The following is a 22,120-nucleotide window of genomic DNA, read 5'->3' on the forward strand; positions in this document are numbered from 1 at the left end:
GCATTGTGAACGATTCCCCTTCTCCTGATTTTGAACCCTTAACCCGCCCCCAAATCCTAGTCGCGATGGGAGTCACCGCCGTCGTTCTGATGATTGTCTCCAAACTCTGGCTACGGTTTGGCAGCGTGCAACTCTTACCCCTATCTTGGAACCCAGAACAAGCGGCCTTAGGCGTCGCCTTAAGTCTAGGAATTACCCTCGCCAGTTCGCTTCTCTATCGCGTCTGGGGGGCCTATCGAGAAAGTGCCCAGTTCTATCTCAACTTAGCCATTGCCCCTCTGGCTTGGTTTGACTTAGTCTGGCTGGGCCTACTTCCAGGAATGAGTGAAGAACTGTTGTTTCGGGGGGTGATGTTACCGGCGATCGGCTTAAATCCTCTGGGCTTAGTACTCTCCAGTGTATTATTTGGCATTCTCCATATCAGTGGTCGTCATCAATGGGCCTACACCACTTGGGCCACCATTGTCGGTCTACTTCTTGGCTTAAGTGCCATTCTCACTGGAAATCTTCTGGTTCCCATCATTGCTCATATTATTACCAATTGGCTTTCAGGGTTTATTTGGAAATGGCGTTATGCTCATCAAGAAACTTGATATAACGTTAATGTTATCCGCAAAAAATATGGCAGATACAAATTATTGCCGTAGAGGTAAAAAAAGGGGTTTCAGAATCTAGGGTTAGATTTGTTGCATGGTACACAAAATTGTAGGGGCGAAAAATTTTTCGCCCCTACCGCAACGGGTATCATCTGCCATAAATTTTACGTATCACCTTGAACCCAGAAGACCCTATGAGGTTTGGTCCATTTCCTGAATCGGACTGCTTCCCCATCGAACAGATTGACGTTCTCCCCCGCCCAAAGGCAGGGGGATTCATCGTTCTACGAGTCTCCGTTAGCTGACAGGATCTCTCCAACCAGCCAAGAGGGAATCTCTCCCGATGACATCGTTCTACGAGTCTCCGTTAGCTGACAGGATCTCTCCAACCAGCCAAGAGGGAATCTCTCCCGATGCGTGAATTCGGGTGCGACAAAACTGGACGTAATAGCCATCAGCCCTCCTGAGTATCCTGACGCGCTTAATAGTGAATTCGGGTGCGACAAAACTGGACGTAATAGCCATCAGCCCTCCTGAGTATCCTGACGCGCTTAATCTGTTCGGGATGGTAATAATTTAAATCTCTCGAACCAATTAAACGCAAATGTCCGATACCCTTCTTGTCGGTGAAGACCATGTGTTTTCTGTCTTCTGAAAGTTTCCAACCCGAAACTTTATACTCGACTGAACGGGTATTCCTTTGGAATTGAGGATAACCTTCTCTTGGTGCGCGTTCCCTAGCGCCGTGCGACGGCGCGGGGTCGCACCGCTTCTTCCCCTTGACTTGGTTTTTACAGTTTTCGTAAAAACGAGTAATGGCTCTCAAGGTTCGCTCGACCGCCGTTTGGCAAGCATGAGAGTTGAGTTCTTCGACAAACTTAAACTCTTTTCTCAGTCGTGTGTTGTACCGAAATAACTCAGCCTTACCCACACCCCGATTGTCCATCCAGTAACGCAAGACTTTATTGCGGACGAACTGAGTCGTCCGAATGGCTTCGTCGATGGCTAAGACTTGATCAGGTTTGGGTTTGACCTTGTATTCGAGAACAAACATCGTTTGACACTTGCACGATTGGTATCAGTCATAGCACATCTAATGCCGCCCTGGAAGGGCGGGGCTTGAAACCCATTATTTTTGGTCAAACCTATCAAGGGATTCGCCAAGGCGTTCACAGATGAACCCCGGGGCATTCATCTGTTAAACTTCAGAAAACCGATCGCCGGCTCGTCTCGTCGAGATCGCACTCCTCAAACTCAACCTTTTTATGAACTCCGTCACACCAGACAAACTAAAATTCTTTCTCGACATCGCTACCGAAGCCGCCCTCCAAGGTGGGGCGGTTCTACAAGCCTATTGGGGAAAACTCGAAGGCGTCGAAGAAAAAGGACGTTCTGGGGATTTAGTAACCGTCGCCGATAAAGAATCCGAAGCCAAAGTCCTAGAGGTCTTGCAACGTCATAGCCCCGATTGTGGTATCCTCGCCGAAGAGTCTGGCGTATTGGGCAATGCTGAGAGTCCCTTCCGTTGGGCTATTGACCCCCTCGACGGAACCACCAACTACGCTCACCAATATCCCGTCTGTTCCGTCTCCATTGGCCTCCTCATCAATGGAGTTCCCCAAGTGGGCGTGGTCTATAACCCCATCCGAGAAGACCTCTTCCAAGCCGCTACAGGAGTCGGGGCTACCTATAACCGCCAACCGATGCACGTCTCGGAGACGAAAACCCTCGATCGCAGCCTCTTGGTTACCGGATTCGCCTATGATCGACGAGAACGGGATGATAATAACTATGCAGAATTCTGCTATCTGACCCATCTCACCCAGGGCGTGCGCCGAGGCGGTTCAGCCTCATTAGACTTAGCCGATGTGGCCTGTGGCCGCATCGACGGCTATTGGGAACGAGGACTCTCTCCCTGGGATTTAGCCGCAGGAATTGTCTTAGTACGAGAAGCTGGGGGCGTTGTCACCGCCTATGACCAATCTCCCCTGGATTTACCCTCCGGGCGACTGTTGGCCACCAATGGCCATCTCCAGTCTGCCCTAAGCGATCGCCTCGCCGAAGTCCAACCCCTCGGAGAACTTCCTGGAATTGGCCGCCTCAGTGAGCGATCGCCCGTCTAAGACCCCAAAAATCACAGTAAAGTAGAAACAGTCACGTCACTCGTATCAGGAAACTCGCCTCAGGGAGGTGGTACGGTCGCATCACTCGTATCAAGACGCCTATCCTTAGGGAGACGGTACGGTCGCGTCACTCGTATCAAGACGCCTATCCTTAGGGAGACGGTACGGTCGCGTCACTCGTATCAAGACACTTATCGCAGGGAGGTTGTGACGACACAATGTCGTTCTCTTTCGACTTTAACCGGGGCTTATTTACCCTCGACTTCACCGATCATCATGCCATTCTTGGGGTGACCTTAGATGCCGAGGCTAAAGCCATTCGCAAACGCTATCTCAAAATTGCCCGCTGCTTACATCCCGATGTCTGTCAGGCGGACAACCGAGAGTTGGCCCAATCGGTTCTTTCCAAACTGGTCAATCCCGCCTATGGCAAGTTCTCCAACGAGCGGGAAGCGTCAGACTATGCCATCTTGCTACGGATGCTGGCCAAACGCCTACAACAGGAATATAGCAGTATCGAACTCCAGTCGGCGATCGCCAAAAGTTTGGTTGAGGCCAATAACTATGAGGCCCTCTACCAGAAAGCTGTTAGCGAACTGGCCCAACAGCAATATCAGGATCTCAACCGCATGGACCATTATGTGGGCGAACTGAGTGAGTTGAATTTGGTCTATCTCTACCGTCGGGAACAGCAAAACAAGGGCTGGGCCCAAGCCTCCAAAGGACCCTCTCCGAGTCCCACTGCTGCGACGCCACCGCCAGCCCGTGCGTCCACTAATACCTTTGTAGAACAGTATCTACAACGGGCGCGATCGCTCATGGAGCAGAAAAACTTTGCTCATGCTCGCAAGGAACTCCAGGATGCCCTTAAACTTGAACCGGAGAATAGCCGCTGTCATGGACTCATGGCCATGGTCTATCTCAAACAACAAGAGGTGCAACCGAGCAAAGTTAACCTAACGATGGCCAACTCCCACACCACTAAGGCCTTGAAACTCGATCCCAAAGAACCCCTGGCCCTAGAAGCCCGGAAAACCCTAACCCGGATGATGGCCCGGCCCACCCCGACTCAGACGAAACCCAAGACGAAACCCCCCAAAAAATCTGATAAAACTAAAAAGTCAGATAAAGGGGGCGGTGGACTCTTTGGCCTCTTTGGCAACAAGAAAAAGTAAGTAACGTAACTACAACAGTCATGACGGTACACCAACCTCCCGCTGGGGCGCGGGATCTCCTGCCCCTCGATGTTACCCAGAAACAATGGATTGAGCGGCGTTTGCAAGATGCCTTCCGTCGCTGGGGCTATCACCGCATCATCACGTCAACCCTAGAACGCCTCGATACTCTCATGGCGGGAGGGGCAATTGACCGCAGTACTGTTGTCCAGTTTCAGAATAACGACGATGAACTCCTGGGACTGCGGCCAGAACTCACCGCTTCAATTGCTCGGGCCGCTGTCAGTCGTCTCTCGGACTCGAGTTTCCCACAACGACTCTACTACAACGCCAATGTCTTCCGTCGCAGTGGCAGTCAGGCTTATGGCCGCCAACAGGAGTTTTATCAAGCCGGTGTGGAACTATTGGGGGCCAGTGGGCCGGTGGCGGACGCGGAAGTGTTACTGTTGCTGGCGGATAGTTTAGACCGTTTGGGTGTTGATGATGTGCAAGTGGTGCTTGGAGAAGCCCACCTGACGCGATCGCTCCTCGACCCCTTCCCGGAACCCAGCCGCACCGCCGTTCGCACTGCGATCGCCGCTCTCGACTATGTGGGGATTGAAACTCTGGATTTGTCCCCGGAGTTGCGAGATCGCGCCCTGAGCCTCTTTAATCTACGGGGAACCCCTGATCAGGTGTTGGCACAATTACAACAGCTTCAACTCCCTGATACTGCCCAAACTGCCCTCGATAACCTCACGGCCCTGCTCGCGATTCTCAAAACCACTCAGCCGGGATTTTATGAGCAGATTACGTTGGATCTGAGCCTGATTGAAACCTTCAACTACTATACGGGGATTGTCTTTGAGGTCGTGGGCCATAGTCGCAGCGATCGCCAACTGCTCGGGAAAGGGGGCCGCTACGATGAACTGTTGGAACTGTATCATCCCCAACGTCAGGCCTGTTCCGGGATTGGCTTCTCCCTGAACCTAGAAGATTTACATCATCTGCTTCTCAGCGGCGACCAACTCCCTGAGAGTACCCCATCTAGTGATTGGCTGGTGGTGCCTCGTTCTCCTGAGGCCCAGGCGGCAGCCTTTGCCTTCGCCGGACAGTTACGACAAAAAGAGGACTTAATTCGGGTTGAACTCTCTCTGGACCATTGCGAGGATGCCGAGGCGGTGCGCAAGAGTGCCCGTCGCCGTCGTATTGCCCAAATTGCCTGGGTAGCGGCCGATGGAACTCAGGAAACGGAATTGGTCAATTCGGCCTCTCAGGGGTAAGGGCGATCGCGATGTTTGAATTTCCTTGACTTCACAATTCGTGATTTTCTTGCAATAATTTGTCATCGTTTTGGCGTTAGAAGTTCGTTATCCTGAGACTAGGAAATAACACCGAACACGCTATGACTGCACTCAGCGCCTGGATTCGTAAAACCCCCTCTTGGCAAGCCATCATTAGCTTGAGTCTGGCCCTGTGGTTTGGTGGAAGTCTGATGTTGGACTTTGTGATGATGCCCGGAATGTACAGCCTGGGCATGATGAGTCAACCGGATTTCGCCAGCATGGGTTACAGCACCTTTGAGCGGTTCAATCATCTCGAACTTTTGTTTGGGGCGATCGCACTCACGGGCGTGCTCGTTCTCAATCAACAGCAGCACTTTTTTGGGCCACAAACCCGCAAAGCTATCATTCTATCAACGCTGCTGTTGGGGATTGCGATCGCCTACACCTATCTCTTCACACCCCAGATGAGCGCTCTCGGGATGTCGTTAACCCCCCTTGAGCCTCTAAGCGAGTTTTCACCCCTCATGGAGACAATGCAGCAGGGCTATTGGGTTCTTGAAGTCCTCAAACTCGCTTCAGCCTGGATTCTTCTACGTCTTTGTCATCGCCAGATGCAGATGAGTTGAGTTTCGCTCAAACCTAGATGCACAAATAAAGGGATTTGTCAAGAGGCGAATCTCTTTTTTTTAGGAAACAGGGAACAGGCAATAGGCAATAGGCAACAGGGGGAGAAGGGAGAACCCACCCCTGCCCCTCCCAGGAGGGGAGAACCGAGGTAGGGGCGTACCCTTGTGGTCGCCCTCTTGCGTTGGGGTGGGGGGATTGCGATACAATCGGAGGTCGCTCGATTGATATAGTGGGTTGATTGTAAGTGTTTAGGGGGGCGATCGCATCATGGCTATTATCGCGTTACGGGGCTGGTATATCGAACAGTACGAACCCTTGTCGGAGTTACGAAAACGCCCCCATGATATTCGCCTTAGCCGTAATAGTTTGCTGAAAGCTGGGTTGCGGGCGGATTTCTTGGAAGAACGACATGAGATTGAACAGGCGGACTGGTTTAACCGCTATTTAGCCGGGGAGGCGGTGGAGTTCTATATTGAGGGGAGTGGTTCCTATCGCATTGCCAATATTGACCTCAGTAGCCACGAAATTTATTTCACCAAGCAAGAGGGAAGCGCCTATCTCGATCCTAAAATTTTCCTCAGTTTCTCGGAGGGAGACCATGGGGCACAACTGATCGAGGCCTTAGAGGATTATATTCGTCAGGTGAATCGGCGATCGCGGCTTCCCTTGGGCTTAGAACTAGCCAAACGGCCCTCCGAGGGCGCGACTCGCCTTAGTTCCTATCAACTGCGGCAAATTCGCAAGAGTCTGTTATTTATTGCCGATGTCACTCCCCTAGGGATTAGCGGTGGGGAATCCCCGCAACTCTTACCAGGTCCCAATGTCTGTGTTGAACTCGGCTACGCGCTACAATCCAAGCGAGTTGAGCAGATTCTGCTGGCTAGAGTGCAGCAGCCGCACTTATCCGGGGTCGTTCCCTTCGATTTACCCAGTTATCAGGAAATTGAGTTTCCAAACCCCGGGGCGATCGCCGATCTACTTCCGAATCTTCTCGACGGGATGCTACAGCGATTTGCTTTGGTATCCTAGGGAAGATAGCCTTAAGCGGTCTAGAACACCAAAGCACGATGCCAAAACCCAGTGAGTACGCCGTTCACCTCTTTATCAGTGGTGGCCAAAAAGAAGAAGTACGCTTCCCTTCCATTGAGGAGTTTCAGAAATGGTATGGGAGCGAACTGAAACCCAAATCTCAATCAGACGAGTTTATCAACGTTCCCATCAAGAACATTCAGGGGGAATATATGGTGATTCGTCCCTCCGCTATCTTAGCCATGCGCCTAGAACCGATTTTCACCTCCAGCGTCGATCGCTTCTAGGGAAGTTTTCCGGAAACTCAGGTTTCCCCGAGACTGATTAACAATTCAAATGAGGCTCGGTTTTCGGAGGGCGATCGCCCAGAACCGAACCCATCCCCAAACCGCTCATGTCCCATTGGCTCTTCCATTGAGCCATTCGACATAAGCGGTGTGTTATTCTGTGTGAGCTTGTCGGGCCGCCCCCCGATGAAGTGCTGCCATACCGGTTTTGTCTAAAAACGTTTAACTTAGCAAGTAATCGGATTGAGTCTTGGGGCGATCGCCATTGGTTTGGGTTGCGATCGCCCCCATTCCCAAGCCCTAACCCACATTGCCTGAAAATTCTCTCAAGCGGATGGTCGCTAACCCCCCCAGTTTATGGACGCTTCTTTCGAGATTACAGTTCTAATTTCCCTAACCGTAGCCGTAGGAATTGGCTCTCAGGTTCTGGCGGAATACTTCAAGGTTCCGGGTATCGTCTTTCTGCTCCTGATGGGCATCCTCCTCGGACCAAGCGGTTTAGACTGGCTGCATCCTGGACTGTTAGGGGGAGGCTTAGAGGTGATTGTCTCTCTCGCCGTTGCCATTATCCTCTTTGAAGGAGGATTAAGTCTAGAACTACGGGATTTAGGTCGAGTTTCCGGCAGTTTACGCAACCTCGTCAGCTTGGGAACCTTCATCGCCTTTATTGGCGGTGGCTTAGCGGCCCATAGCCTAGCTGAGTTTCCCTGGCCCATCGCTTTTCTCTATTCCGCCCTCGTGGTCGTCACCGGGCCCACCGTCGTGGCCCCCCTGCTGAAACAGGTTCACGTCGATCGCCAAGTGGCCACCCTCCTGGAAGGGGAAGGGGTACTCATCGATCCAGTTGGCGCCATTTTAGCGGTCTTAGTCCTGGACGTGGTGCTGAACGGGGATGCCGATCTCCTTGGGGTGCTGACGGGCCTAGTGCTGCGCTTAGGACTAGGGTTAGCCGTTGGCGGCTTAGGGGGTTGGCTGTTGGGCTACTTCATCACCCGAGCCAATTTCCTCTCGGAAGAAATTAAAAATTTGGTGGTCTTAGCCGGTGTTTGGGTACTGTATAGCTTCTCCCAATTCCTAGTGGAGGAATCCGGTTTGATGACCATGGTGGTGGCGGGGTTAGTGATGCGAGCCTCCTCCTTGCCCGAGGAACGATTGCTACGGCGCTTTAAGAGTCAATTAACAGTTTTGGCGGTCTCGGTCTTATTTGTCCTCCTAGCCGCCGACCTTTCGATTCCCAGTATTTTCGCCCTGGGTTGGGGCAGTTTAGCCACGGTTGCCGTGCTGATGCTGGTGGTGCGCCCCATTAATGTCTGGATTTGTACCGCCAACAGTTCCCTCAACTGGCGGCAAAAGGTCTTTGTCAGTTGGATTGCCCCTAAAGGGATTATCTCCGCCTCCGTAGCCTCTCTGTTCTCGATTTTGTTGACGGAACGAGGCATTAACGGGGGGGATGCCATTAAGGCGTTGGTGTTCCTGACGATTATTGTCACGGTGATGTTACAGGGTCTAACGGCCCGCTGGTTGGTGGGAGTTTTGGGACTTGAGGCGACGACGGCTACTGGGGTGTTGATTGTCGGCTCCAATCCCCTCAGTCGCTTGATTGCCCAACTCTTCCAGGAACGGGGTGAGGCGGTGGTAATGATTGACACCAATGCTGAATCCTGTCGCTTGGCAGAAGATATGGGGCTGAAAGTGTTTCTCAGCAGTGCTTTAGATACGGAGGTTCTCGAAGAAGCCGGGTTAGAGTCGATGGGAACCTTCCTGACGATGACCAGTAATGGGGAGGTGAACACGGTTCTGGCCCAGCGAGCGATGGAGGAGTTTGAACCCCCGCGAACTCTGGCACTGCTGCCTCGGGAGAAGACGGGAACCCCCACTAACAAATCAAAAATTCGTCAGGCGATCGCCCCAGATTTCCCTTTGAAGATCTGGAACAAGTACCTCGATGATGGGGAAGTGAAGCTGGGGGAAACCCTCTTGGAAGACCATGGCTTTGCCTTCCAGAAGGCTCATTTACAGGCCTTGATTCGCTCTGGGGAGTTGGTGCCGCTGTTGCGAGAACGAGAGGGGAAACTGCAAGTGATGTCGGCGGCAGATGCCTGGCAGAAGGGGGATACCATTATCTATCTCTTGCACGCCCCGAAACCGAAGTTATTGAAACGCCTCTCGGGGTCGAATCATAGTACGGCGTTGAAGGTTGAGAAGTTGCCGGAAGTCGAAGAGGTGGCGGTTCCAGCCTCAGTGCGGGAACGGGCTAATGGCAAACGGGACAAGACTGGCAAGGGTGGCCCAATGGAGGGGCTGGGAACGGCTGAGAATGAGGATAATGGCCAAGGGAAGCCCCCTAAGCGAGGCAAGTTACCGAAGGGGGGCAAGGTGCAAGAGTCGCCACGGTTCCCGGATGCGAATGAGTCGGTTTGAAGCTGGGCCGGGGCAGGGGTATCATAAATGGGTTGTGTTTGACCTCCCTGAGTTATGGCTGCTGCGTCCTCTCATCCTGCTGCTGTTGATGTAACCCCTTCTATTTACAATCGCATGATTGAGCGGGTTCCTGATGAGTGGAAGGAACGGTTCCAAGACCCGCTGAAGTGGGATGATAGTATGCGCGAGCAGGTGGCGGCGGTGTTGCTGCCGGCGGCGGTGGAGGAGGCGATCGCTCAATCGCGACAACGGGGCGATCGCGGCGCAATTCTCTATGATCAGAAGGATTTAGAGACGATTATTTACTATATTTCTCAGGGAAATACGGATACGGTTCTCTGGATGGCGACGCCGGAAACTCAGGCGGAGGTGAATGGCTTGGTGGAGTCGTATAATCCTGAGTCGGAGGCGGTTGTGGTGATGGTAGGTGCGGGAACGGTTCAGGTGATGTGGGTGCGGGAGAATGGCCAGATTGAAACGTCGGGGGCGAAGTCGACCAATTCTCTGCCGATTCGTCTGCCGGAGGCGGTGACGATGGCGACGGAGGAGGAGGAAGGGGTATATGCCTACTGCTTTAATCATCAGCAGTTGGGCGAGTTGGGACGGATTCGCTTGATTCCCAGTGCCACCTCTCGTTTGGAGTTTGAGACGATGGTTACGCCTGGGGAGACGGAGGCGCAAACTCAGGAGAAGGAGACGGTGTTTGCACCGATTGCTGAGACGATTGTGCAGCGGTTGAAGCAGGCGTTGGCGGAGTAGGAGAGATTGGGAACGGCGGGGAGGACGATTGCCAAACAATCTCGCCGCTGTTTTGGAAACCCTACAAGCGGGGTTAGCATTCCCAGAATATCAAGCGTTTATCAGCAGTTTAACCGATTTAAGGACTGTCTTAGAGATTAGGATGGCGGGGGATTGGAGTAGCGATCGCACATCTGGCGATACTCTTGGGCCATCAGTTCCCGCAAGGCCGCTGGGGCAATAATTTCGACCTCTGAACCGTGACGACGCAGTTCCCGGCGAAACCAATAGGTGTTGTAGACGGAACGGACAACTCGGCGCACGTTGGCAGGATCGCTTAACCACTCACTGTCTCGGTCGTCGGGATGGTTCTTGGACTGGCTGTAGCTGGCGGCTAAACGTCCGTATAAATAGAATTCGACGGGGATGCGGTCGAAGTCTCGCCGCCAAGGGGTTTTAGCGGGACTAAGAGCAGCATCCTGGATGCGATCGAGTCGTAGAGACCAGTTATGGCGCAGTTCCGGTAGGTCGAGATTCCCCTCACTGTCCGTACACCAGCAGTCGAGATAGTCTCGTTCCTCGTGCATGACGATCGCAGCATGGCAGATGGTGAAGCGCCAGAGGCGATCGGTGGCATCTTGATAGGAGAGGGTAAAGGATTGCTGGCGACGGATGTAACCTTCGACGTGCAAGCGCCAGGGATGACTGGGTGCGTCGAGGAAGGCCTCGATTTCTTGACGTAGGGGTAAGGACAGTTCACTGCGATCGCACAATAAACGCCCTAATTCTAAGGCCGTGGCGAGGTCGCCTTGGTCGATGAGTGCCAGTCTGGCTTGGTTCAGGGATTGGATGCGATCGCCACTCCAGTCGTGATTGGGGGCGATCGCCAACTCCCGACGGGCGATCGCCTGCACGAGTTTCGAGATATTGGGCTTATCTCCCCAAGTTTTGCCAAATTCCAGGGCCAGGGCTTCTAAGGCTCGTTTATCTCGTTCCTGGAGGGAGAGGGTAATGGCTTGTCCTTTACGAGTCACAATGTTTAATTTATACGGACACTTTTTCCGTGTAATGCTTGTCAATTCCTATTTTGCTTGCCAAACTAGAACTAATCAACAACTTACGGACAGTTTCTGATGTTGGAGTATCCTATCACCCTGAAGCCGATTTTCTCGGAACCGGCTGCTACACCCCCCCTAGGGGTGACACTTCCCCCCCATTGGCGTTGGCTATCGCATCAGGCACAAACCTATGAGGCACTGCAAAATCCTGATATTGACGTGGTGGTGAACACGGCGATGACGGGAGATGGGAAAAGTTTTGCCGCCTATTCCCCGGTGTTACTGGATAATCAAGTTGCCTTAGGCATGTATCCAACCAACGAATTGGCACGGGATCAGGCACGACAATTAAGTGAGTATGTCAGCTATTTTCCTCAACTTTATCCTCCGCGCATCAATCGTTTAAGTGGTGAAGAGTTGGAGCTTTTTTCAGAGCAAGAGGGGTTAACCAAGGCACAAGGCATCGCTCGCAGAGGCAGCAACTCGGAAGTCTTATTATCTAACCCGGATATGATTCATTATCTTCATCGGGGGGCTTATTTATCTCATTACGATAATCCTGATAAGCTCTGGAATCGTATCGACAAAAACTTGGATCAGTTTATTTTTGATGAATTTCATGTTTTTTCTGCCCCTCAAGTTGCTAGCGTCCTCAATACAATGCTATTGATTCGACATACCAATCGAACTAAAAAATTCTTGTTTTTGTCGGCAACTCCCGATTTACAGCTTATTGAAATGCTGGAACGGGGTCAATTTCGCTATCAGGTTATCAATCCAGTTGAGGCAGGTAACTATCGCTATCCCGAGAGTGAGATAGAGAAAAACAGCTTACTCAGTCAGGGTTGGCGGCAAATTGCCCGAGAGATTGAGTTTAATTTTGTTGCACTGGAGTCTCAGGGACAGGCTTCGGAACAGTGGTTACGAGACAATGGCGATCGCATTCTACAACAGTTCCTAGAGATGCCGGGAAGTAAAGGGGCAATTATCCTGAATTCCATTGCAGCGGCGAAGCGGTTAGTGCCTCGCTTTCAGGCTCTTTTTGCTGACCATGGCTTGACAGTGGGGGAAAATACAGGACTGTCGGGGAAACAGGCAAAAGCAAAATCGTTACAAGCAGATTTAGTGATTGGAACCAGTACTATTGATGTGGGGGTAGATTTTAAAATCAACTTACTTTGGTTTGAATCTGCTGATGCCGGGAATTTTATTCAGCGGTTGGGACGGTTAGGACGACATGACGGCTATGAGGATAAGGAGGGGTTTCATCGATTTGACCGTTGTGTTGCTTATGGATTGGTTCCCAAGTTTTTGGCGGAACGCCTGTTTGAAAAAGAGTCCGCACCCCTAACGGTGGGGGAATGTTATGAACGAACAGTGTTTAATGAGGCAATTCGCGATGAATATCGTCAGATTAATGACTTTCGGGGCTATTACGGCAAATGGGGAACGGTTCAATCGGTGAAACTCTATTACGATTTGCGTGATTCTCAGATTCGGTCTGTTTATACGGACAGTTGCGATCGCTTGCGTCGGGATTGTCAGCGGGTGTTTGGGACATCCTTTCAGCGAACCCAGGCGTTAATCAAGGCGTCCCAGCAGCAGTGGCAGGCGATATCCGGGAAATCCAATAATCCGATCGCGGAGGAGGCGTATCGTTTTCGCGGATCGAGTCCCCTGCAATGTGGACTGTATGACGAGACGGAGGGGGTAGCCGGCGATCGCTTCAAAACCTACGACTTACCGGGGATTCTCAGCAATTTGCAGATTGAGATGTGGACGGAGGCGGGGTTTATGCGACGGTTGCAACAGATGGATGAGGCGATCGCCAAAGGACGGTTTCGGTATTGTTTGGGGTTTATGAAGTTGAAGGGTTACCGGGAGGAACGGTTAAACTGGCGATTTCTCTATCCGGGGAGTTTGGAGGTGGTTGCTAATTCCTGGCAGGTTCAAGTCTTGACGGGGGTAGAACTTTGGCAACCGGAGAATCCCTGGATTGGCGGCATCAACGTAAAACTAAAGCGTCAGGGGTTGGTGAGTTATGTGGTTCCCCTTCCCATGAGGGAGGTTCGCCAGCGATTGCGGCTACCGATGCACTTCAGTATTTATCCCATCGCTGACAGTGGCAGTATCCATACGACAACGCCACCTTACTCGTTGGCGATCGGTCAGGCGGCGTTGCTGTTGGATGTGTTGGCGGGGTGTCTCAGGCGTTAGGGGGGGTAAGTCTGGATGGCTGGAGGGCTATCCCTGAAAGGGATTAGAGGGTGCTTTGTGGAAAAGCTGGCAGCAGAAAGTTCAGGGTTATTCTTTTCAATCCCTCAAAGGGATTAAGGCTGCCGCCTGGCTACAAAGATACAGCATTCTGACCTGCTGGAAAACCATCGACATCAAATTTAGCACGGTTGAATAACCCTGACAACTTATGAGCTGTTGAATAACCCTGAAACTTAATTCTTAAAAACTCTTGACGCCCTACTCTGCCATCTGCCATACTGGGTTCACAACTTCATAACCAGGAGGATAACGATCAAGTGAAAAACTAGCCTGAAACGTTTACTGACTCTACTTGGAGACGGAGAATGACATTCCGCCGACGAGTTAGCAGCACAGGTGAGCCATCAATTTGGTCATACTATGATTGAGTCCCGTCACAAGGGGTATCAGATTGAAACCAAGCCTGTGGCGCACAATTCCTTTAAATATCGCTTGGTGTTTATACAATTAGTCTAGCTCGTGAGACAGCTCAGTAATAAGATTGCATGACACCATCACCTCTCACAGAAGGAGGAGAAGACTGTATGAATAGCTTTCAGGACTAAGTGCAGGCGTAGGTAGTCTCGAACCCCCATCATGGCTGGTTCAGTCACCAGTAACTCTCTAACCTTTGTTTGAAACTAAGTTTTACTGTTTTTCTTCTCTTATTTCACTCACAATAGGGAGATCCACAATGTACCAAGCAAACGAAAACCAATCAGAAATTTATGACTTGATAGGAGTTTTGATGGAACGAGTCTCTAACTTGGAAACTACCGTTCAACGATACGAAGATGAGCTTCGTACACACGATTATAATCCTAGTCTTTACTCCAATTCTGGCACTGCGAACTGCAACTATAGAGATGAGGACGATTAGACAGAATAGTCTAGATAAATTTTAGACTCAGTTTTGATGTGTATGGGTATGTCATATTTGCGACGTACCCATAATTCACCATACTCACGAACTTCACCCCGTCTCTATTATGACATCCCAAAATCCAGGCGATCCCAAACAACTGAGTCTTTTTGAAAACCTCAGTGTCAACGACGACTTTGACGACAACTTTGAGGAGATGAATCCCGAAGACTTGGGATTCACGGATGAAGACGGCGATCGCACCGTCGAACCCTCTCGTCAACTTCTCACCCTGAAACTTCTCCAACGGGCCATCCAAAAAACCCATCCTGATGATCGCGTCATGGCAGACTTTGGCGAATTAGTCTTACCCAACCTGCTGCAATACAGCATTGGCGTTTCCGCAAAAGGGGGATGGTTCTTTGAGGAACTCGATCGCCGCGTCGCCAGAGGAGAACGTTCAGCCCCCCGTCGCGATAATGCCACCGATCAGTCTCTCAACACCCATATTCTCAATGGTTTATTTCCCGCGAATCTGATTGAACGTCGCCTACAAACCCTGGATACTACCATTCGCCGCGTGGTGGATGACTTGAATCGCCGCTTGGGAATTGCGGGTTTTGTCCTCCATGACTTTGAGAAGTTTGACTATCGCCGCATCCCGGGAATCCCCGAACTCTATCAGCAGCTAAGTCAGAATTTCGATGCCGATATCCGCAAGCGTTCCCCTGAAGAACATCGAGAGATGTTTAATTATCTCGTTCCAGCCTTAGGACTGGATACCTTCCTCTTTCCTGACAATCCCACTCACTGGGAAGCCTATCGAGATGATTTATTGTACATTGCCTATAATGCCCAGACAAAAAATGATACCCATCTCAATCTAGCAGATGGCAGTCTAAATCCGACGTTAGGCGATCGCACCCTCAAATGTCTCGCCGACTTAGCCTGTCTCGCCGATCGCATCTCCTCCATTATCAAACATCCCCAAGATGCCGAAAAACCGAGTCTCAACACAATTCTCGGCGACTTAAGCGACAGCCAACTGCAACTGACGTACCACGCCATCTCAGAAAACCGGGGAGTTCTCACCAACATTGTCAATAATGCCGTGATGGAGGCCCATTTAGAACAACACTATGACCCCCTCCTCTATCTTCCCACCGGCGTGATTTATCTCACCGCCAAAAATCCACCTCCCATCTCACGAGATGACCTCCCTAACCGAGTCGTTGCCAGTATTAAGCAACTTTGTGCCGGGGAACTGCAACGAAAACAAACTGGATTTGGTCGCGATGGCAAGGGAATAAAATATGCCGACTACTATACTCAGTTTTTTGACGATACTGGCTTAATGCAGGTGGCCTTAGATGCAACTCTACGGATTCTCAATCCCAATAAAAAGTCAGTCGCCAAAAGCCGCAGTGACAAGCTGAAAGAGTTTCAGACAAAAGGGGTTCTTCTTGCTGAGTATAATTTCAGCTTTGACGATGACATTCGCATTGACCAAATTGCCGAGTTTGGCGATGTGGTGACCCGGAAAATTTGGGGCGATCGCCGGTCTCGTATTGAAGCCTTCCTCAAACAAAGCCTAAATGGAAAAGCCGCCAAAGACGCTATTCAAAAACTTCCTGATCCCAATCTTATCCTAGACATTGCCCAAACCTGGGAACTGGAGTCTTATTTACCAGAACTTCGGGAAATCCAAGGAATTAACGCCAGTCTTAAACAGCTAAAATTGAAAGGAAACACAGGCGGCGTTCCCTTAGACTGGTATTTCTTGGCCGCCAAATACCTACAAAAACATCCCGGACAAAGTGAGGAGGAAATTCGGGAACTGGGAGACCAGATTATTGAGACAATTCTAGCCATCACAAACCCGATCATCAGCCAATATCCCCTCAGTGACGGTTGGGATGACATCCGAAGCTGGACTGAACAGGTAGTGATTTTACCTCAGCAACCGGCTGAGAAACCCCCTGCCGAACAAGCTGAAATTTTCCTGAAAGAATTAGACCACTATCAAACTGCCAAAAAACCAGGTCGAGGTCGTCAACTGTTATGTTCCCTCTCCCACTCTCCCTATAGTGTGACGGAACAAATGGAATCTGCTGTATTGTTTACCCCTCAAGTCTATACCAACAAGCAAATGTTAGGGGGGTCAAACGCCAAACGCAATATTTCCAGTATTGCGGGAACGGAAATGATGTTACGGCAAATCTTGATGAATCAAACCCAAGCCGTGGGGAAACGCTTTGAGGATGGAAAATATCGCTATCTCTACTTCTATCCCACCTACTACTTCACCCCGGAAACCAATAACTTCCTCGCCTTAGCTTACAGCAACATCGCTCAAACTCGCTTTGACACTCAAATTCGCGGTCACTTCGTCAATCCAGAAACCCTAACGGCGAATTTTAGCCTTAATCAGTATCAAACCGTCGATTCCTTCCTCATTGACGAACAGTTATCCGTTAAAACCCAACTTCCCGAAGGAGATAAACAGCGTAAAATTGACCGAACCTTTAAACTCTCCTATCCCGAAGATAAACCTCTCACCTTCTACTTCATGGCGCTTCCCCCAGGACGAGATCCAACGGATACTGAATCTTGGGTCATGCCAGCTTGGTTAGCCTTAGCCATTCCTAATATTTTGGATGTTAAAACCGTTGTTTCTGAATCACCAATTCCTCCATTTCGAGATGGTGCAGAATTTGAAGAAACCGTTTTTCTTGACAGCGCACCGCAGGCGTTCCGAGTTCTCTTAAATGGCGATCGCTTTCGCTTAGATAGTCTCCTTTCTCCCCTCAATCGCCTCACTGCTGCCTATAGCATTCACCTCGATGTGAATCCCAAACGAGGGAAAGGTGGCTACGATGCCAACTGGGGGAAATTGAACGAACTTGCCAACAATTTAGAAACCAGTCCCTTATATGTGTTTCACTATCTTGCCAAATGGTCGCGTGCGCGGGAAACCGACGCACCGAGTCCCAAACGTCTTCGTTTGTATATCCATGACCTCTACCCTTGTTTTGACGATGAGGTTACGTATGATCCCTTGGAGGAGAAACTAAAAGTGTCCCCAGAATCCCCACTCAACCATCCTAAAAAATTGGTGGAACTCTATCGAGAGTTTTATCGTGCCAACAAACGTTATAATCCCAAATCCAATGCCGTGTTAAAACCCTTAGATGTGGCTTCAGACACCTTGCTTAAAGCTGACACTAATCTCTTTCAGGGAGAAACCCTAGTTGCGGTTGTTGCAGCAGAGATTTTCAAACTCATGGATCGCGTTCATTCCTCGACTGCCGAAGGCTATTGGAAAATTCAAAATCGGGAAGAGGAACGTCAGAAGGTTTTGGAATTTGCCCGTTATTTTGTTGAGGAGGTGTTTGAAAAGACATTTAAGGGCGATCGCGCTCGGTTGGCGGGTAAACAACTGAACCTACTGCGAGATACCTGTGAATTTCTCTATCGTCTTGAACAAGACAAAGAAAATCAAGACGTAAAGGAAAAATCCACAAATTCCGAAGAGGAATAACCTTGATTTTCCGCTTCATGTCTAACCCAAAATCTTAACAATTAACACCATGGCACTTCTAAATACCCTTGACTCTAAATTTTTCCATCAGCAAATCCCGTACAAACCCATGGGGAAATACGTCCACTTCATCACCCTGCGGATTACCGAATCCTATCCCCTCTTCCAAACCGACGGCGAACTCAACAAAGCACGAGTTCGCGCTGGAGTGAACACTGGCAAAACCATTAGCCGCCTCTCCATGTTTAAACGCAAACAATCCACCCCAGAACGCCTGGTGGGACGGGAACTGTTGCGCAAATATGACCTAGTCAAACCTGAAGAATGCGAATACAACGTCAAATTCGGCATGAATAACCCCGATTGCATTATCTATGGCTTTGCCATCGGTGACTCAGGTTCTGAAAAGTCGAAAGTTATCGTTGATACTGCCTTCTCCATCACCCCCTTCGATGAATCCCATGAAAACTTCACCCTCAATGCACCCTATGAAAGTGGAACCATGTCTTCAAAAGGTGAGGGAGATTCTAAAGTCGGGGAAGTCACCAGCCGCATCAATCAACAAGACCACATCCGTCCTCAAGTCTTTTTCCCCAGCATTGTTACCCTGCGAGACCCCACAGAAGCCAGCTTTTTGTATGTTTTCAACAATATCCTACGGACTCGTCATTATGGCGCCCAAACTACCCGAACGGGACGGGTTCGCAATGAGTTATTAGGGGTGGTGTTTGCCGATGGAGAAATTGTCAGTAACCTACGTTGGACTCAAGCAATTTATGACCGTCTTCCTGAAGACCTCCTCACCTCCCTCGACCCCCTTGATGAAACTCTAGTACGTGAAAAAGCCATTGACGCCATTGAAAGCCTCATGACTGAAGAATTTATTGTCCATAACGACTTCATTGGTGAAGCCTTTACCCCCCTGTTGACAGAAGTGAAATCTCTCACATCCACGGAAGAGGGAATCATGCAAATTTTACAACAAGCTGACCAAGAAGCCAAAGAATACGCAAAAGCTCACATTAAAGCCCCGAAATCTAAGTAAAGTGGGGTTTACATCAATTTAACTCTGCATTTGGGCGACCACAAGAGTCGCCCCCACCTTATCAATTCAACCTTGAATTTGGGCGACCACAAGGGTCGTCCCTACTACCATGACTCAAATTTACCGCTGTCAGCTTGAACTTCATGATAGTCTCTATTTCGCCACCCGAGAAATTGGACGACTTTATGAAACGGAACCCATCCTCCACAACTACGCACTCTGTTACGCCTTGGGATTTGTGGATAATCCTCGCTACCAGACTCAAGTTAACCCTGAAGAGGAATATCGCTATTTTTGTCGCCATCAAGTGCCTCAATATAAAGCTCATCTAACTAAACTTAATGAGCAAAAAATCTATGTAACTCCGGCGCGAAGCCTTCGCCACACAGCGGTTCTCAATACTTGGAAATATGCCGATAATCGCTACCATGTGGAAATGCAGAAAACTCAGAAAAATATTCCTAGTTTTGGACGTGCGAAGGAAATTGCCCCGGAAAGTCAATTTGAGTTTTTTGTAATTTCCGAACAAGCGATTCAATTTCCCCAATGGATTCGCTTAGGCAAATGGATGAGTAAAGCAAAACTCGACGTGAACACCTTGGAGAATGTCCAACGACACTCTAATCAAACTTTTACGGTCTCGTATCCCCTCAATCCTTTAGATGTTATGTTTGGTCATGAGGTGATTCAATTTGACACTATCAATATGCCCCCGGTGAGTTTGATTCGTAATGTCAAACTTCGGGGAAACTCTTACCGTATGTCTCTACGTGATGGGACTGTTTATCTCCCAGCTAACATGACCTATCAGTTTCAGCCTTGATCTCAAAAAAATAACTCTGTCTAAATTTAATCAAGAATAGCAGATGTTCAATGATTTCGCTTAAATCACCCCCCAGATATCAATTCCTCAGGGTTACCTATCTGCCCTAAAACCTAAGAAATATTAAAATTTGCTCGATTTTGATAAATTTCATGTTACTCTGGGTGCGGGTTAATACGAAAATTAAGCTCTCAGTGCCAACCAAAATAATATAAAAAACAGGTCAGTCAATGGGGTCACAACTCGATTCACTGCCGACTGTTTACCATTAAATTTGGTCAACTGGGGCGAGATAGCCATTTAACTCATTGACGGACGCAAGGAGGGAGTGATGAAACTCCAATTTCAACCTCATTGGCTCATGAGTAGAGCGGTAAAACGATGGGGGCGAAGGGTATTTTGGAGTGTCCTGTGTTGTCTGTCAATCTTAACCATTCCCTCTCTCGGTCATAGCCTAACCGTTCAAGATGTGCCAAATCCTCAGGAACTTCATGGAACCTGGGTTAGTGATATGGCTAATATCCTCAGTGAGGATACAGAACGGCAATTGAATCAGATGATTTCTGCGTTGGAAGCGGAGAACGGAGCAGAAATTGCAGTGGTGACGGTTGCCAATACGAACTCACAACCGACTCCGAAAGCCTTTGCCACCCGCTTGTTGAATGATTGGGGGGTTGGGAAAGCTGAGTTAGACAATGGCGTGTTGTTTCTCAATTCCGTGGGCGATCGCCGCGTGGAAATTGATACAGGATATGGCATTGAGGAAATTCTCCCTGATGCTAAAGTAGGAGCTATTCTCGACCAGGAGATATTACCGAAGTTTCGCAACAATGATTTTGATGCGGGAACCTTGGCAGGGGTAGAAGCCATCATCACGGCCCTATCTGGAGATGTTTTCGCTTCCCCTGCGGGGGTTATCGGCGGCGCTAGATCAGGGATTTCTGTCCGTGAGCTAGTTTACTCGCCCTTATCTTTATATGTCATCTCCGTGATTACTCTGTGTGCAACACCTGTTTGCATCTATAAAAGGACTTGCCGGATTCTAGACCATCCCCCGAAATTTCTCCCGATGGGGCGATCGCGCGTTCTAGATCCCAAATGTCATGGACTCTCCAAGACGGCCGTGACGTTACTCCATATTCTTAGCTTTTTCCTTTGCCTGGCCGTTTTCACTTTGACCCTACTCTTCGATCCATCGGCCCGGCTTTGGGTAGCTGCGATCGGGGTGTTAGGAATGTTTGTTATCGGTGGATGGGCCGTTTCTCCGAGATTACAGTCTTATTACCTCTCCAGGGGGTTTAAACCTAACGATTCCCGTAATGGCCAGGTTTTTTTGAAGGTGCTCGGGATTGTTATCTTATGTTTGTCATTGTTTTTGTCATCGCTCCTAGGGAGTGCATTGTTCTTTACAGGGCACAGTCAGCTTGGGGGTGGACTGCTATCACTAATAGCATCTTTCTGCGGTGCTTTGATCATTGGTGCTCAGCTCAAAGACTGGATACATAAGAAATTGACGCCTCTTTGTGCCAATTGTCAGAGGCCCATGATGCAGGTGAACGAAACAAAACTTAAGCCACATTTAAGCCGCAGCCAAAGCATTGCCGCTAATCTCAAAAGTACTAGATTTAAAGGTTGGACCTGTCCTTGTTGCACGCCAGAACCATCACGTTTTCATTTGCGCAGCTATCTCCTAGATGAGAATTACTTTGAGGAATGTCCGAATTGCGAAGAGTTTACCATGACTTATAGGTACAGAGTTCTTGAAGAACCCACTAGGAGCCGTGAGGGAACTGTGCGTAAGACCGCCGCTTGCCACGCCTGTGATTGCACGAAGTCTGAAGAGAAACCCTTACGTTATGGATCTTCTTCCGCTGTGGCGGCAGGTTTCTCTGGCGGTGGCGGAGGTGGTGGTGGTGGCTGCGGCGGCTTTGGTGGCGGTGGTGGTGGCGGTGGTGGCTGTGGGGGCGGCTACTAGCCCCGTGGCTTCAAATTGTCTGCCGTAAGAGAGAGCGATATAATAGACCTAACTATTTTAGATGCCTCAACCCCATGACTGAAGTTACTCTAGATGAAACAAAACTGAAAGAATTGCTCAAAACAGCAATATTTGAGTTACTCCAAGAAGAGAAAGACATTTTTTCTGAGCTATTAAGCGATGTTCTTGAAGAGATTGGCATGATAAATGCAATTAAAGAAGGCGAAAACACAGAAATTGTCAGCCAGGAGGAGATTTTTGAAATGGAGTTTTATGGTAGCCGCACTTGATGGCGGCTA

16 protein-coding genes and 1 pseudogene are annotated in these 22,120 nt (G+C 49.7%); 15 read left to right on the forward strand and 2 right to left on the reverse strand.

Annotated elements, in window-relative coordinates; translation table 11 throughout:
• The first annotated feature begins 65 nt into the window (after positions 1-65).
• Positions 66-593: a CPBP family intramembrane glutamic endopeptidase gene (locus L855_RS17570; protein WP_159791170.1), complete on the forward strand. Its 528-nt coding sequence runs from the start codon at positions 66-68 to the stop codon at positions 591-593.
• A 505-nt stretch (positions 594-1,098) separates the two neighbouring features.
• On the opposite strand, the pseudogene L855_RS17575 reads toward L855_RS17570, so the two are convergent.
• Positions 1,099-1,650: pseudogene (locus tag L855_RS17575) on the reverse strand (nuclease/transposase family protein); the annotation flags it as partial.
• A 211-nt stretch (positions 1,651-1,861) separates the two neighbouring features.
• On the opposite strand from L855_RS17575, the gene L855_RS17580 reads away from it, so the two are divergent.
• The 8 genes from L855_RS17580 (at position 1,862) to L855_RS17615 (ending at position 10,282) form a co-directional block, all read left to right on the forward strand.
• Positions 1,862-2,719, forward strand: coding sequence for an inositol monophosphatase family protein (locus L855_RS17580; RefSeq protein WP_159790202.1), 858 nt, complete (start codon positions 1,862-1,864; stop codon positions 2,717-2,719).
• A 218-nt stretch (positions 2,720-2,937) separates the two neighbouring features.
• Positions 2,938-3,894 carry a DnaJ domain-containing protein gene (locus L855_RS17585; protein ID WP_159790204.1) on the forward strand — a complete coding sequence of 319 codons (957 nt, stop codon included), beginning with the start codon at positions 2,938-2,940 and terminating at the stop codon, positions 3,892-3,894.
• Between the two features lie 20 nt (positions 3,895-3,914).
• Entirely contained in the window at positions 3,915-5,156 is a 1,242-nt protein-coding gene (locus L855_RS17590; protein ID WP_159790206.1) for an ATP phosphoribosyltransferase regulatory subunit, read from the forward strand.
• Between the two features lie 122 nt (positions 5,157-5,278).
• Positions 5,279-5,785, forward strand: a complete 507-nt coding sequence (locus L855_RS17595; protein ID WP_159790208.1) for a DUF4149 domain-containing protein — start codon at positions 5,279-5,281, stop codon at positions 5,783-5,785.
• 268 nt (positions 5,786-6,053) lie between these two features.
• Complete coding sequence (locus tag L855_RS17600) at positions 6,054-6,815, forward strand: hypothetical protein (RefSeq protein WP_159790210.1); 762 nt, start codon at positions 6,054-6,056, stop codon at positions 6,813-6,815.
• Positions 6,816-6,853: 38 nt separating this feature from the next.
• Positions 6,854-7,102 (forward strand): hypothetical protein, encoded by a 249-nt coding sequence (locus L855_RS17605; protein ID WP_159790212.1) that lies wholly within the window; start codon positions 6,854-6,856, stop codon positions 7,100-7,102.
• A gap of 357 nt (positions 7,103-7,459) precedes the next feature.
• Positions 7,460-9,523, forward strand: coding sequence for a cation:proton antiporter (locus L855_RS17610; protein ID WP_159790214.1), 2,064 nt, complete (start codon positions 7,460-7,462; stop codon positions 9,521-9,523).
• Between the two features lie 54 nt (positions 9,524-9,577).
• Entirely contained in the window at positions 9,578-10,282 is a 705-nt protein-coding gene (locus L855_RS17615) for a hypothetical protein (protein ID WP_159790216.1), read from the forward strand.
• A 137-nt stretch (positions 10,283-10,419) separates the two neighbouring features.
• On the opposite strand, the gene L855_RS17625 is transcribed toward L855_RS17615, so the two are convergent.
• Positions 10,420-11,295 (reverse strand): helix-turn-helix transcriptional regulator, encoded by an 876-nt coding sequence (locus L855_RS17625; RefSeq protein WP_159790218.1) that lies wholly within the window; start codon positions 11,293-11,295, stop codon positions 10,420-10,422.
• A gap of 99 nt (positions 11,296-11,394) precedes the next feature.
• Between L855_RS17625 and cas3 the strand changes: the two genes are divergently transcribed.
• From cas3 to L855_RS17655, 6 genes are all read left to right on the forward strand, one after another.
• Positions 11,395-13,536, forward strand: coding sequence for a type I-D CRISPR-associated helicase Cas3' (gene cas3 / locus L855_RS17630; protein ID WP_159790220.1), 2,142 nt, complete (start codon positions 11,395-11,397; stop codon positions 13,534-13,536).
• Between the two features lie 1,028 nt (positions 13,537-14,564).
• Entirely contained in the window at positions 14,565-17,978 is a 3,414-nt protein-coding gene (gene cas10d, locus L855_RS17635) for a type I-D CRISPR-associated protein Cas10d/Csc3 (protein ID WP_159790222.1), read from the forward strand.
• A 49-nt stretch (positions 17,979-18,027) separates the two neighbouring features.
• Positions 18,028-19,023: a type I-D CRISPR-associated protein Cas7/Csc2 gene (cas7d, locus tag L855_RS17640; RefSeq protein WP_159790224.1), complete on the forward strand. Its 996-nt coding sequence runs from the start codon at positions 18,028-18,030 to the stop codon at positions 19,021-19,023.
• Positions 19,024-19,132: 109 nt separating this feature from the next.
• Complete coding sequence (gene cas5d, locus L855_RS17645; protein WP_159790226.1) at positions 19,133-19,846, forward strand: type I-D CRISPR-associated protein Cas5/Csc1; 714 nt, start codon at positions 19,133-19,135, stop codon at positions 19,844-19,846.
• Positions 19,847-20,357: 511 nt separating this feature from the next.
• Complete coding sequence (locus tag L855_RS17650; RefSeq protein WP_219729943.1) at positions 20,358-21,821, forward strand: TPM domain-containing protein; 1,464 nt, start codon at positions 20,358-20,360, stop codon at positions 21,819-21,821.
• 74 nt (positions 21,822-21,895) lie between these two features.
• On the forward strand, positions 21,896-22,111 hold the full coding sequence (locus tag L855_RS17655) for a hypothetical protein (RefSeq protein ID WP_159790230.1): 216 nt from the start codon (positions 21,896-21,898) through the stop codon (positions 22,109-22,111).
• The last annotated feature ends 9 nt before the right edge of the window (positions 22,112-22,120 follow it).

Source organism: Sodalinema gerasimenkoae IPPAS B-353 (genome assembly GCF_009846485.1).
In the GTDB taxonomy this organism is placed as follows: Bacteria; Cyanobacteriota; Cyanobacteriia; order Cyanobacteriales; family Geitlerinemataceae; genus Sodalinema; species Sodalinema gerasimenkoae.